The sequence below is a fragment of the Paenibacillus sp. JGP012 genome, assembly GCF_014203995.1.
In the GTDB taxonomy this organism is placed as follows: domain Bacteria; phylum Bacillota; class Bacilli; order Paenibacillales; family Paenibacillaceae; genus Paenibacillus; species Paenibacillus silvae.
This window is the reverse complement of record NZ_JACHKG010000040.1, coordinates 1-13,100: the sequence shown is the minus strand read 5'-3', so window position 1 is coordinate 13,100 and position 13,100 is coordinate 1. Positions and strand designations below refer to the sequence as shown.

9 protein-coding genes, 10 tRNA genes and 1 pseudogene are annotated in these 13,100 nt (G+C 48.3%); 5 read left to right on the top strand and 15 right to left on the bottom strand.

Going from position 1 to position 13,100, the window contains the following annotated elements; translation table 11 throughout:
* Window positions 1–81 precede the first annotated feature (81 nt).
* Window positions 82–756 (top strand): class I SAM-dependent methyltransferase, encoded by a 675-nt coding sequence (locus tag HNR77_RS27170; RefSeq protein ID WP_184190866.1) that lies wholly within the window; start codon window positions 82–84, stop codon window positions 754–756.
* Between the two features lie 179 nt (window positions 757–935).
* Here HNR77_RS27170 and HNR77_RS27165 read toward each other — a convergent pair whose 3' ends face one another.
* Entirely contained in the window at window positions 936–1,754 is an 819-nt protein-coding gene (locus HNR77_RS27165; protein WP_260410945.1) for a YheC/YheD family protein, read from the bottom strand.
* A gap of 152 nt (window positions 1,755–1,906) precedes the next feature.
* Here HNR77_RS27165 and HNR77_RS27160 point away from each other — a divergent pair.
* Window positions 1,907–2,715, top strand: a pseudogene (locus HNR77_RS27160) (DUF6492 family protein).
* Window positions 2,716–2,732: 17 nt separating this feature from the next.
* Window positions 2,733–4,109: a sugar phosphate nucleotidyltransferase gene (locus HNR77_RS27155; RefSeq protein WP_184190864.1), complete on the top strand. Its 1,377-nt coding sequence runs from the start codon at window positions 2,733–2,735 to the stop codon at window positions 4,107–4,109.
* 110 nt (window positions 4,110–4,219) lie between these two features.
* Here the strand turns inward: HNR77_RS27155 and HNR77_RS27150 are convergent, their stop codons facing one another.
* From HNR77_RS27150 to HNR77_RS27135, 4 genes are all read right to left on the bottom strand, one after another.
* Window positions 4,220–5,572 carry an MBL fold metallo-hydrolase gene (locus HNR77_RS27150; protein WP_184190862.1) on the bottom strand — a complete coding sequence of 451 codons (1,353 nt, stop codon included), beginning with the start codon at window positions 5,570–5,572 and terminating at the stop codon, window positions 4,220–4,222.
* Complete coding sequence (locus tag HNR77_RS27145; RefSeq protein ID WP_184190861.1) at window positions 5,569–7,254, bottom strand: ABC transporter permease; 1,686 nt, start codon at window positions 7,252–7,254, stop codon at window positions 5,569–5,571. The genes HNR77_RS27150 and HNR77_RS27145 overlap by 4 nt, the downstream gene beginning before the upstream one ends.
* Before the next feature lie 78 nt (window positions 7,255–7,332).
* Window positions 7,333–8,409, bottom strand: a complete 1,077-nt coding sequence (locus HNR77_RS27140; protein WP_184190859.1) for an ABC transporter substrate-binding protein — start codon at window positions 8,407–8,409, stop codon at window positions 7,333–7,335.
* A 134-nt stretch (window positions 8,410–8,543) separates the two neighbouring features.
* A complete protein-coding gene (locus HNR77_RS27135; protein WP_260410943.1) occupies window positions 8,544–9,605 on the bottom strand; it encodes an ABC transporter ATP-binding protein in 1,062 nt (353 codons plus the stop codon).
* A 265-nt stretch (window positions 9,606–9,870) separates the two neighbouring features.
* Between HNR77_RS27135 and HNR77_RS27130 the strand changes: the two genes are divergently transcribed.
* Window positions 9,871–10,794: a LysR family transcriptional regulator gene (locus HNR77_RS27130; RefSeq protein WP_184190857.1), complete on the top strand. Its 924-nt coding sequence runs from the start codon at window positions 9,871–9,873 to the stop codon at window positions 10,792–10,794.
* Between the two features lie 132 nt (window positions 10,795–10,926).
* Window positions 10,927–11,793: a hypothetical protein gene (locus HNR77_RS27125; RefSeq protein ID WP_260410942.1), complete on the top strand. Its 867-nt coding sequence runs from the start codon at window positions 10,927–10,929 to the stop codon at window positions 11,791–11,793.
* A gap of 230 nt (window positions 11,794–12,023) precedes the next feature.
* Here HNR77_RS27125 and HNR77_RS27120 read toward each other — a convergent pair.
* The 10 genes from HNR77_RS27120 to HNR77_RS27075 all read right to left on the bottom strand — a co-directional run bounded on the left by HNR77_RS27120 (window position 12,024) and on the right by HNR77_RS27075 (window position 13,089).
* A tRNA-Gly gene (locus tag HNR77_RS27120) sits at window positions 12,024–12,094 on the bottom strand.
* An 11-nt stretch (window positions 12,095–12,105) separates the two neighbouring features.
* Window positions 12,106–12,179 (bottom strand) — tRNA-Pro (locus tag HNR77_RS27115).
* Window positions 12,180–12,195: 16 nt separating this feature from the next.
* Window positions 12,196–12,272: transfer RNA gene (locus HNR77_RS27110), tRNA-Arg, on the bottom strand.
* A 7-nt stretch (window positions 12,273–12,279) separates the two neighbouring features.
* Window positions 12,280–12,354 (bottom strand) — tRNA-Gly (locus HNR77_RS27105).
* 7 nt (window positions 12,355–12,361) lie between these two features.
* Window positions 12,362–12,449, bottom strand: a tRNA-Leu gene (locus HNR77_RS27100).
* 12 nt (window positions 12,450–12,461) lie between these two features.
* Window positions 12,462–12,534 (bottom strand) — tRNA-Lys (locus tag HNR77_RS27095).
* Between the two features lie 8 nt (window positions 12,535–12,542).
* Window positions 12,543–12,617, bottom strand: a tRNA-Gln gene (locus tag HNR77_RS27090).
* An 11-nt stretch (window positions 12,618–12,628) separates the two neighbouring features.
* Window positions 12,629–12,704, bottom strand: a tRNA-His gene (locus HNR77_RS27085).
* Between the two features lie 94 nt (window positions 12,705–12,798).
* Window positions 12,799–12,874: transfer RNA gene (locus HNR77_RS27080), tRNA-Thr, on the bottom strand.
* Window positions 12,875–13,011: 137 nt separating this feature from the next.
* Window positions 13,012–13,089, bottom strand: a tRNA-Asp gene (locus tag HNR77_RS27075).
* Between the last annotated feature and the right edge of the window lie 11 nt (window positions 13,090–13,100).

The window sequence follows — 13,100 nt, the reverse complement described above, 5'->3', positions numbered from 1 at the left end:
TATGAACTTATCCATAATTGATATTTCCTTTGATGTCGATCATTTTGTAAAATATGGAGAAACCTAAGGAGTGATGCGTAAATGGAATTATCAGTAAAGCAGCTGTTTGATAGAGTGGCCCAAGATTATGATTTGCAGCGAATGCAGCTTATCCCTTGTTTTGATGATTTTTACGGAATGACTCTGGATCTGATGGAAAGCCCGCTGGATTCTCCACGTATTCTTGATCTGGGTGCCGGAACGGGACTGCTCTCCGGAATGGTACTGCAAAAGTATCCAAACGCGCGATTAACCCTGATCGACATTAGTGATCAAATGCTTGAAAGGGCACGTCGAAGATTTGATGGAGTTAATCAAGTGCAGTATGTGGTTGGGGACTACTCGAAGTACAATTTCACCAGTTCCTACGATATGATTATTTCCTCCCTCTCCATTCACCATCTGACCCACGCTGACAAAAAACACGTATTTGGCACTGTATATAAGCTGCTGGAACCTGGTGGACACTTCATCAACGCAGACCAGGTTCAGGGAAGAACCCCTGATACGGACACCTATTACCGCCAGCGCTGGTTGGAGACGATTCATGGGAGTGGTCTGTCAGATGAGGCCATCTCGGCTTCCATTGAAAGACGCAAAGTGGATATCAACGCCACGCTGGAGAATCAATTGGTTTGGTTAGAAGAAGCCGGATTTAGTGTAGCGGACTGTATGTATAAATATTTGGATTTCGCGGTGTTTTACGCACAAAAATAACAAAGACCGGATTACGCAGCCTATGCTCGTAATCCGGTCTTCTCACATAAACTCCATTCGTTGTAATCGTTTGAAATCATGATACCTTTTACTGACCTAATAATACGAAAAGTCGCCACATTGGCGACTTTCGAACTGGTAACCATCTCCAGCCGATTTCTCATGAAAAATCCGGTCTGTTATTTGGTTAGTTTTTTCGCAGCATGGCGATGATATCGTATGACTTTTCGATACATCGTCTTGTCCTTTAATTGATTGAATATGAATGGGTCAGGTTTGACATTTACTTCAATAATCCAGGGTTTTAGACTGTGGTCCAGTCCGATATCCACACCAATTTGATTAAGATACGAGTACTTTTTCTTCATATGACGAGCTATGCGCAGGCTAAGTTCATTCATCTCCTGAACCAGTTCATTCCTGCGTTTGGTGGATGCATGAGAGTTTAGCAGCTTGTGAACATCCATCGGTGTACCACCACTATGATAATTCGTTACGATTTTCTTTGGATGACCCAGTCGGCCAATGATTCCGGTAGCTTCCCATTGCTTGGTCGGGCTTAGCTGTATCATGACTCGGATGTCAAAACGTCTTTTGTTGTGCTTAAGAAGATGGATTCCTCTTTGAATCAGATAGCTTCTTTTATTCACCAAACGTGTCAGACTGGTATAGAACGATTCAAAGCTGTTGAAAGTCAGACGTTTTTGATCATGCTGATAGACAAAATGTTGATGATCTTCCATTTCGGCCTTAATGACGCCCATCCCGTAAGTACCTCTCTCGGGTTTGACATAGACCATTCCATATTTACTGATCATGGATTTCAGATTCGTTTTGTTATATTTCTGTGTGTCTGGGATAAACGGTTTAATAGACTCATTATTAATAATCAATTTTGTTTTTAACCACTTGCTTCTTAATGGCTGCAATTTATCAACACCCATGTCATAAGCTCTCCCTTCAGCAACCGCATCAAAGCCTGCTGTTTGTTTGATCAAGATCCTGCATGCATTATATGTCATACCGATATAGGAACCCTCTACAAAAGCCCCTATTCGTGAAAATGTATATTAGCACATGCCCTGACCAAAACCCTTTTGCACACATACCATGAAAGAAGTCATAACGATATGTGCAAGGAGTTGAGAAGATGTCCGTTCAGCGTGGAATGCAGTTGAATGCTGCGTCCAAGATTGATGTTCTTATACCAGCGATCGAGAAAGATCTGGCTACCCTTCCCCTCGTCATTGATAACATTCGCCGTTACGTAAAGCATCCCATCGGAAGCATATATATTGTTTCTCCGGTCAGCGCCAAAATCAAAAAACTTTGCTCCCGTAAAAACTGCATTTTTGTTAATGAGCGATCCGTTCTGCCTATAACCAAAACGAGATACACTACCAGTCCTCCCGTTGGAATCGCTCAGGCTGGTTATATCAGCAGCTGCTCAAAATGAACGGAGATTCCATTGTGAAGGCAAAGTACTTTCTAGTCATGGATGCGGATACCGTGCTGATTAAACCTCATTCATTTATTGTAGAAGGCAAAACGGTATTTTACTGCCGTGATTGGAGCCAGCCGGAATATTTCAATACCTACCATAAGTTATTAGGCATGAAAGCTCCGCGTCCCCGCTCTTTTGTCACCCATTATATGCTGTTCGAAAAATCGAAACTCTCTGCCCTGAAACAAAAAATTGAAGCGATTCATAAGCTGCCATGGTACAAAGCGATCATCTCCAGTATCAACAAGAAGAAGCAGTTTGGTTTCTCCGAGTATGAAACGTATGCCAATTTTATGTATACGAAAAACCCGGGCAGCATGATCCTTCGAAGTTCGATGAATAAAAGTCTGAGTATGAATGCTTCTTCGCTAAAAGAGCAACAAATCCGTCATCTGGCTCTTAAATATCGATCTCTTTCCTTTCATAAACGCAAAATCTATAGTAAAGCTCCCTGAGCTTAAGGAGGAAGCCTATGCATATCGTACTGCTGTGCGGCGGCTCTGGCAAAAGGCTCTGGCCGTTATCCAATGAGCTCCGCTCCAAGCTGTTCGTAGATATACTTCCATCACCCGCTGGAGGTAGGGAATCCATGATCAGCAGAGTATGCCGCCAGCTTGACAGCTCATGCCTGACAGATTCAGCGATCATTATTTCACATCAGGATCAGGCAAACATTACGGCTCGACATACTCAAGGCAACATACCAGTCATCGGGGAACCTTATAAGCGAGGTACTTTTACTGCCGCAGCCTTAGCGACGTTATATCTGCAATCCTTTCGAATGGCTAAAAATGACGATGTGATCTGTATCGCGCCTGCCGATGTGTTCGCAGGTGAAGATTTTTTCAGCAACTTCCAATTACTTCCGGACATATTGAAACAGTCTCAAGCCGATATCGCTTTAATTGGGACAAGGCCTACACATGCTTCAGAACAGTATGGATACATCCTGCCGGGTGGGGAAGAACGTAATGCTTATGCGCCAGTAACACAATTTATAGAAAAACCCGAAGCCGCCATTGCTGAAACTCTACTGCAACATGGGGCACTATGGAACTGCGGAGTATACGCGTTCACCGTCGAATTTATGATATCCCATATTGAAAAAATGGGACTTCCGGTTCATTATGATCAATTATCATCCTTGTATGAAGTGTTGCCTGAACGAAGTTTTGACAAGCATGTTGCAGAAAAGGCGCAGCGGGCCGTAGTCCTGCCTTATAAGGGAGTATGGCAGGATATCGGAAGCTGGGATACGCTATGCGCCCAGTTAGATTCCCATGTTTTCGGACATGGTGGAATCTCTGAATCTTCCTACGATTCCTATATTATTAATGAGCTTCCCTACCCCATGCACATTATTGGTGTGCCAGGTATTATCGCTGCCGCAAGTCCAGACGGCATTCTCATTGCCAACAAAAATAATTCAAATGAAATTAAAGCACAGTTAGGTAGCTTGCCACTAAAACCGATGTATGGTGAAGCAACCTGGGGCAGTTATCGTGTCATAGAGAGCTCGATAGAAGATGAAAATACAACCGTAACCACATTGAACATAACGGTTCTGCCAGGCAAACATATCGGGCTGCACTGGCACCGGGCAGGATGTAGAGCGTGGACGGTACTTGCAGGCAGCGGTCACTTGCTTATTAACGGACAGGTCACCCAGGTGACAATCGGCAATCAGTTCACGATCACTTCGGAGAGCGTCTATTCTATTCTCGCTGAAACCAGGATGGTCATCCTTGAAGTGCGGATCGGCGAACTCGAGGATAAAAACAACATCCTTTTTGAAAATGAAGAGTGGAATATAATTGTAGAACATGCCGGATCGTGCGAAACGAAATAGCAATCATCCAAAATTCCTACTGTAGGTTCGGGAGCAACAAGTGAAACCCGAGAACATAAAAAAGAGGTTCTTGCGTTCAGGCAAGGACCTCTTCCTTTTCAAGCTAACCTTCAAAAGATTAATTCATCGCCAGGAGATAGCAGATCAATGTCTGCTTCTGGTCGAAAAAGTCCACCCAGCAGACCTTGGCTCAGCCGTTCTGTCTCGGCCAGATCCGTATGCACAAGCACGTTATGTCGGGCAGATATCCGGTTTAACATATGCTCTACATCCTGCCAGCCTTGATGCACCTTGTAGCGAACTTTTTTGACGCTGCACATACCATACTGCCGCGGGTTTTCAAGCAGTTGATGGGCAAATGTACCTCCAGCCGTATGTCCAGTAAGCAGAATCAGATTATTCGCATTAGTTGCCCACTCTCCATGATACCAGCGTGCGAGCGAGGACTGCATCATGCCATCCGGGATAAACCATAACGAGGCTCCGTACGTCTTCAGGCATTTCGAGCGCTCTTCAGCAGTGCCCACCTTATTCCAGCCTTCTCCACCTAGAAACTCTGAAATTTTCTCAGCAGGCATGCCTCCTATTGCTCGCTCCCCCTGCTTTTTAAGCCAGTCAGAGCCCCTTTGCAGCTGCTTCATGCCTTCTACAAGCTTCTGCTCCACAACCAGAGGCACATCGGAAAAGTGCTGCCGCGCCCAAAGAATCATCTCCTGTCCTCGGCCTACTGCTGGCACAGGCAGAAGCACCTTGCCTCCGCAGCGAAGTGTCTTGGAAATGACCTGCTCCAGCTGCCGGAGCTTGTCTGCCTGTGTGTCCCGGTCCGTGCCATAGGCAGCATCTATGATGGCCAGATCAAGCTGTGCTGAGGGCAGGGAAGGAATTCGCTCCCGATCTGTCTGTCTGAAACCTATAGCCACATCGTCCGCCTGAAGCAGCATAGACTCCAAAGTGTAGTCGCCAGAATACACTATGCGCTTGCCTTCCATCTCCAGTCCGAACCAGACCGAACCAGCCAGATGCCCGCTGCGGCCCCATATTGCAAATAAACCCGGCAACAATTCAAACCAGCAGCCACGTTCCGCCTCATCCTCCAGAAATCGATAGCGAATACGCTGCTCATCGGACTCATCATAAGGCAGTATATGACCTGCACGTTCCATATGGCTTCTCCACGCTCGAAAATACGTTGTCAACTGCTCTTGAGTCTCGCGTGTGGTCCACACTTCTCCTTGATAACCCAGCTTATAGAGCAAAGGAATAGCCACGGAATGATCCTCATGAGCATGAGACAGCAGCACCGCATTCAGCTGTGGCACAACCTCCGGTTCGATAAGCGGATATTCGCCGTTGCCCTCTTTTTTTACACCACAATCCAGCAGCAGCCGATAGCGGCTCCCGCTAAGCAAATAGGCGGAACGTCCGTGCTCGCCCGCACCGCCCCATACGTTCAGTTTGATCATGATGCATTCCACTTTCTCTTCGAATTCAACATCTCAATCCCCAGCAGCATCAGCACCGTCATACCTACGGTTACGACAGCCATTGCCATACCAAGCGACACCTGACCCTGTTCAAATTGGGCAAAAATATACGTCGCCGACGTCTGCATTGACGGCGGAAGAATCAGGAGCGAGCCGACCAGTTCCCTGGTCGCAATCGTAAACGTCATCATCCAGCCCGCCAGCATACCGGGCAGAATCAGTGGAACGAGAATGCGCCGCAAAATGTACAGTGGCTTACCACTAAACACCTGGCCCGCCTGAAACAATGTGCCGTCGATCTGGGTAAAGCTTGATTTTACATATTGAACGGTGTACGGCAGGAAAAGCACAACATAGGTCAGTACCACCATACCGTACGTGTTATAGAGCGTCACGGGCATCCACGGCGAGTTCCAGAACAGAATCAGACCGACCACCATAACAATGCCTGGCACGGTGTTGGGCAACAGACTGAACAGATCAATGACCCGCTGCATGAACGAAGATGACTTGCCAATGGCTAACGCAAAACCGGTGCCTATAATCACTGCCACCGTGGAAGCAGCTAGTGACAACCCCAGACTGTTTCCGATCGCCTTCATGCTCACTGAACCCCAGGATAACAGCTCGCGGTAGTGCTCCAGTGTGAGATTGTCCAGCCCAAGCCCGGCTCCCCGCAGCTTCATCGTAGAAGCGGCAATAATGGAGAAATACGGGATGCCGATTGACAGAATCAGAAGAACAGCGAGATATGCACCACATACCCAGCCTGCCCAGCCGCGCAAGGAATAACGTTTCGAACGCTGTCCTTTGCCACCCACCAGACGATACGTGAACTTGCGGCTGATCGCCGACTGCATGTACCACATCGCCAGACAGACGGACAGCAGCACCGATGCCAGCGAAGTAGCCTTCCCGAAATCAATCGGCCAGCTGGAGATATATTTGTGAATTTCAGAAGTCATGACATAATAACCAATTTTGCGCCCAAAAGTCGCAGGTGTGCCGAATTCCGCAATCGTTTTAACAAAAACAAGCATGATGCCCATCCCGTAAGACGACAACAGCAGGGGTAAAATAATACGTCTGAACCGATATCCTGCATGTGCACCATGCACGGCTCCCGCTTCTTCCAGATTCCCGCCGATGCGGATCAATGCATCCCGCAACAGCAAATACAGGAATGGGAACAGGTGCAGACTCATAATCATCACCATGCCCCAGAAGCTGAAGAACAGCTCACTCCAGTTAGCGGATGAAGGCACCCACTGCTGCAGATATCCTCCCTTTTGCATAAACAGAATCCAGCCCATGGAGCCGATATACGGCGGGGTCATGAACGGAATCATCAGAATAACATCGACCCAGCGATGCTCCCCCATCCGGGTTTTGGACATCATCCAGGCGAGCGGCAGTGCGAGTAGCGTTGTGACCGCCACTACGCAGATGCCAAGCCAGACAGAGTTCAACAGCACACCGGACAGATGATGCCCAGTAATCGTACGAATCGGAGCCATCCAGTCCCACTGCCCGTTCGGGTACACGCTTTGCCAGAAGATGAGTAACAACGGCACCCCGATGCTAATCGTCAGCAGAAAGAGCGCCAACACCACTCCCACTCTGCGAAATATACGGTTATTGTCCGCTACAACAGGTTTCACTACGCTCACCTCACATGACTTTCCACGTCAAGACAGCAGAATCACCTGTTGCCTACCGTTTCTGTATTTTTTATTCACTTATTTAAAAGTTTCGGAGAAACGTGCTGCAATCTCATCCCCATGCTCGCTCATCCAAGCCCAATCCACTTTCAGCTGTGGAATATCCTTCACATTGGCACGGTTTGTTGCTTCGATATCTTCGCGGCCTGGAATCAGGTACGCATCTGTAACCAGCTTCTGTGCCTCATCCGACAACAGGTAGTCAATAAATGCTTTGGCATTCTCTACATTTGGACTGGATTTCAGAATCGCTGCCGGTCTTGGGCTAATCACTGTACCTTCTTCAGGGTATACGATATCCAGCGGTTCCCCTTTGGCTTTGGCGGAATAGGCCATATAGTCCACACCTGCTGCTACGATGCTTTTCGCACCCGTGATTACGGGATCAAGTGCTTCCTGATTCGCTCCAGCCATGGCTACACCGTTCGCTTTATAGGCGTTCAGCAAATCCCATCCCTTTTCACCATTGGCACTCAGGTAACCTGTAATGAAGTCGAGCGCGGAGCCTGACAATGTCGGATCGGGAATGTTCACGGCATCTTTCCAAGTCGGTGTTGCCAGATCAGCCCAGCTCTTGGGTGGTGTAGTCACAAGTTTGCTGTTGTATACAATGCCCAGTGCCGATGCACTGCTGCTAAAATAGTTGCCATCCGCATCCGACCAATCCTTGTTCAGCTTGTCCGCATTCGCGGCTTCCGGGTAGGGAAGGGTGAGGCCATCTGCTTTGAGTGCCTGTGCCGAAGGCAGAGATGCAAGGATAACAACGTCAGCAACCGGATTTGCTTTCTCTGCTTCCATACGGGCTAGAATTTTACCCGTCGTGCCCTGGAACATCTCCACTTCAATGCCTGTCTTGTCAGTAAACCCGTTCACGATATTGTCCGCCAGCTTCTGCGGGCCTGCACTGTACAATACCAGTTTGCCTCCTGCTGCTTTAGTTGGAGACTCCGCTGCCGCTGCTGCATTTCCTTCCCCCGCAGGCTGAGCCGCGTTCCCCGTCGTATTGTTCCCTGTGCTGCATCCAAACAGGCTGAGACTCATTACGGCTGTTAATAGAAGTGTTGCACTCTTTTTACGTGATTTCATACCGAACATGTTTATGCCATCTCCTTCAGTTTGTTATTTAGTTCGTTTAAAAAATATTAGAACAAGCTCCAAGTGTGTCGAGCTCATTTTATATTCATTAGGCCACTTCACCCGTTAGTTACCTGTGACAACAACCTTTCGTTTTAGTTGGCGGCGGCAATCACTTCTCGCTGTTTTCCACCCGGACCCTGATTCATATCATGCGGTTGATCCAGCTCTGAACGACCAGGCTGCTGCTGATCATACATCCGGCAGATTCGTTCTGGCGATACATAGAGCTGCACGCTTTCCCCGACGCGTACTCTTTGGTTCGCATATGCTGTCCACATACCCAATCCTTCGATCTGCACACGCACCTCGTAACGTTCGCCTACATAGCTAACGCTGAGTACAACTCCGGAATAACCCAGATCGTCATGGCCTGTTTTGTTCCAGGTCACATGTTCCGGCCGAACCATAGATTCATCAGGCGTGAGCCAGTTGGACTTTCCGATAAACGAGGCGACAAAAGCATCACTCGGCGCTGAGTAGATCGTTTCCGGGGACCCTTTTTGCAAAATCCGTCCCTTCTGCATCACCACAATCTCATCCGACATCGACATCGCTTCGATCTGATCATGCGTCACATACAAGGCAGTCAATCCCATATCGCGCACCAGTGACATCATCTCTATCCGCATCTCTTCCCGAAGCACGGCATCCAGTGCACTCAGCGGCTCATCAAACAGAATGACACCCGGCTTCACAGCTACTGCTCTGGCAAAAGCAACCCGCTGCTGTTGTCCACCCGACAGCTGATGTGGATACCGCTCCTCCATGCCTTGCAGGCGAACCATGCCGAGCGCTTCATTCACCTTTTGCCGCAGATCGGACTTCTGTTTACCGGCCTTCAGGCCGAAGGCTACATTTTCATATACCGTCATATGCGGCCATAATGCAAAATCCTGAAACACCATGCCCAGATTACGCTTGTGTGTCGGCGTATCGATCCGCTTTGCCGCAGAGTAGAAGTACTCCCCATCCGCACGAATCTCCCCCGCATCCGGCTGTTCCAGCCCGGCAATCATGCGAAGCAGTGTCGTTTTGCCACAGCCCGAAGGGCCAAGCAAAGTGGTGAATTTTCCGTGTTCAAGCGTCAGATTGGTGGGCAGTAGTGCAGGCGTTTGATGAAATGATTTTTGAATCCCCGTTAACTCCAGCTTCATAAGCATCCCTGCCTGTCCTCTTGTACTAATCTCATTTGCTGCTCTCTTCTACTTACCTCATGTGCGTCTCTCTAGCACTGTTCTCAGTCTAACGTCCGCTTTCGCGAGTTGTTTGTCATGTTTGTAAAATGGAAATTAACTTTTTAGATGAATTCTGTTGATGTTCATAGATTAAATCTATAGATAGATACGATGCGATTTTTCTTCGAAAGCAGCCGATCATTACAAATACCGGGAAGTTTAAGAACTAAGGAGTGTGGAGAGGTTGAACCTGATCAAATTGCAAATTGTAGAGCTGATCGACAAACATCATCATATGACAAGTGTGGCCGATATCCTGGGCATCAAGCAGCCTACCGTTACCTTTCATATGAAGTCGCTGGAGGAAGAGATGGGGGTCCGTTTATTCGAATCCCGCAGTGGAAAAACATTTCTGACCGAAGCCGGACAAGCCTTGCTTCATTATTGTGTCAAAATCAACGCCTTGACCCAGGAGGCTCGCCGCGTTGTCAAGGAATACGACAGCCTGTACCGGGGCACGCTTCATATTGGAGCAAGTTATGTTCCAGCTACGTATCTGCTGCCCGCTATGCTTCATACGTTTTCCCAAGAGTTTCCCGGCATTCGAATTGTGCTGTCTGTTAAGCCAGCTCCGGTGATCAGACAGATGGTCATTCAGCATCAGCTGGATCTGGGTATCCTCTCGTCCGAGCCGTTTGTTGGGCCTATTCTTCACGCAGAAACACTTTGCAAAGATGATCTTGTGCTCATCTGCTCCCCGCAGCATGGACTGGCACATAGAGATTCTGTAGAACCTGAAGATATCGCATCCATTCCTTTTGCATTACACGGCGATGAATCCAGTACCCGCAGACTAACCAACCACTGGCTAACGCAGCACGAGGTCAGGCTAAGGAGTACAGTAGAGATGGATTCTCTCGAAGCGATTAAACAGCTTGTATTAATCGGCGGGCATATCTCCTTTATGTCACGGATGGCAGTGCAGTGGGAGGAGCGGCAAGGCATCATTCAGGTGCTTCCCATCCCGGGAGAGCAGGCGCCGCGCCATATCTACATGGTGCACAACAAGGACCGCCTTCCCTCGGTTCAGATGAACCGTTTCAAAGAGGTGCTTCAGGAAGTGGTCGGTATGAAATCCTTCTCTCTTCAGCAAGAGCCTATCGGTTGAACCTATATAAACTGTAACTGTCCATTCAATAACTCTATGCAGGGTTAACGTAATGTGCACTCCCCGTTAATCGCACTCAGATCATCGGAAGGTAAAGTGGGGTCTGTACGTTAATCCAGATTAGGAGAGTGAATGGTTTTGAAAAAGTGGAAAAAAGTAACCGCCTCGTTGATGCTGAGCATCGTCACCCTGGGAAGTGGACTGACATTTCTGGAGGCGCCGGCGGCTTTGGCTGCTGCCAATGCTGTTCCTGCTTATGAAGTGAAGTTCCTGGCGAAGCCGGAGGTTGTATTAAACAACGATGGTACACCCCGCAGCGAAGTGATCCAGACCCTTGGTTTGGGCGCTACAGCACGAAACATCAATGTGGAGTACTTTGACACAAATGCTCTCGGACTGGATGCAGCAGGATGGAATGTTCGTTTTCGCAAAAAGGACGACAAGAACAACTACGAGCTGGCTTACAAAAAACGTTACCCTGTCGTTAACGGAGATATTAATGCAGCGCTGACGCTTGCGAACCAGGAGGGCTTCGATCAATCGGATGACAACTATGAGGCCGAGATTGACTGGGGATATGGCAAACAAACCCTGAGCTTCTCCAATACAAAAAAAGTAGATACAAAAACATCAGGAACACAGCTGCCTTCCGAAAAAGATGCTTTGAACCTGCTGCTGGACAAGCTCCCCGGTAAATTAAAAAACTGGTCTGCCTCCAACTGGGGCAAACAACAGCTGTCACAGGCTCGCGCCTACGGCCCAATTACCTTCCAGCGGTACGAAGGCACATGGAACGGTCAGGAGCTTACCCTTGAAGTCTGGCCTATTCGTAATGCAGCAGGTACAGGCACCGAGAATGTCGTCGAGGTTTCATTCAAGACAGCTGACACCTCCGCTGTATCTGGTCTGCGCAGCCAGTTGATGCAGTTGCTCCAGAACAAGAACTGGCTGATCCCAGCCGATGGCCTGAAAACACAAACCATTCTGGAACGGTATTGACCCAGGACGGCGAAAGTTGTTAAATTGTTTTCGAAGCAACCCATTAAAGATGAAAGAGCCCCTTTTCTACGCAAAATAGAAAAGGGGCTCTTTCACCGATCAATATATGAATCTGTTTTGTTCCGAGCCCTATAGCTCTCCTCCAAAAAGCTCCTCAAACAAAGTTAGCGGATATGCCAGTATAAAATAAAAAAGCCCTGCTATTTGCAAGGCTTTCACCGTATTGAATAAGCGGGTGATGGGAATCGAACCCACGCTATTAGCTTGGAAGGCTAAAGTTCTACCATTGAACTACACCCGCAAAACAAAAAATCGGGATGACACGATTTGAACATGCGACCCCCTGGTCCCAAACCAGGTGCTCTACCAAGCTGAGCTACATCCCGATATGAAAGGAAATAATGGCGCGCCCTGAGAGATTCGAACTCCCGGCCTTTTGATTCGTAGTCAAACGCTCTATCCAGCTGAGCTAAGGGCGCATATATTTGGAGCGGAAGACGGGAATCGAACCCGCGACCCTCGCCTTGGCAAGGCGATGCTCTACCGCTGAGCCACTTCCGCAAATATATGGTGCGGTCGAGAGGACTCGAACCTCCACGGGGGGTTAGCCCACACGGACCTGAACCGTGCGCGTCTGCCAATTCCGCCACGACCGCAAAATATGAAAGTGAGTCATGAAGGATTCGAACCTTCGACACCCTGATTAAAAGTCAGGTGCTCTACCAGCTGAGCTAATGACTCATAGTAAATGGCTGGGGATATAGGATTTGAACCTATGCATGACGGAGTCAAAGTCCGTTGCCTTACCGCTTGGCTAATCCCCAATAAGAAACTATGGGGCGATCGAGGGGAATTGAACCCCCGAATGCCGGATCCACAAACCGGTGCGTTAACCACTTCGCCACGATCGCCATAAAGTAAAATGAATAATGCATGAGTATTTCAGTATTTCCATCAAAGTATATATTATACACTCTACAAGCCTTGATTTGCAAAATACTAAAATGGTGCCGGCGAGAGGACTTGAACCCCCAACCTACTGATTACAAGTCAGTTGCTCTACCAGTTGAGCTACACCGGCAAGGTGTAAAGTAGCTTGTAAAGATGGCGGAACCGACGGGATACTCTCACTTCGTTCGAGACTGCGAAGCAGATGCTCTCGAAGTGTATGCTCCGACGAACCCAAATCCGGATTCTCATCCCTGAAGCATATAAGAATGGCGGAACCGACGGGATTCGAACCCGCGATCTCCTGCGTGACAGGCAGGCATGTTAGGCCAACTACACCACGGTTCCAGATCACTTTC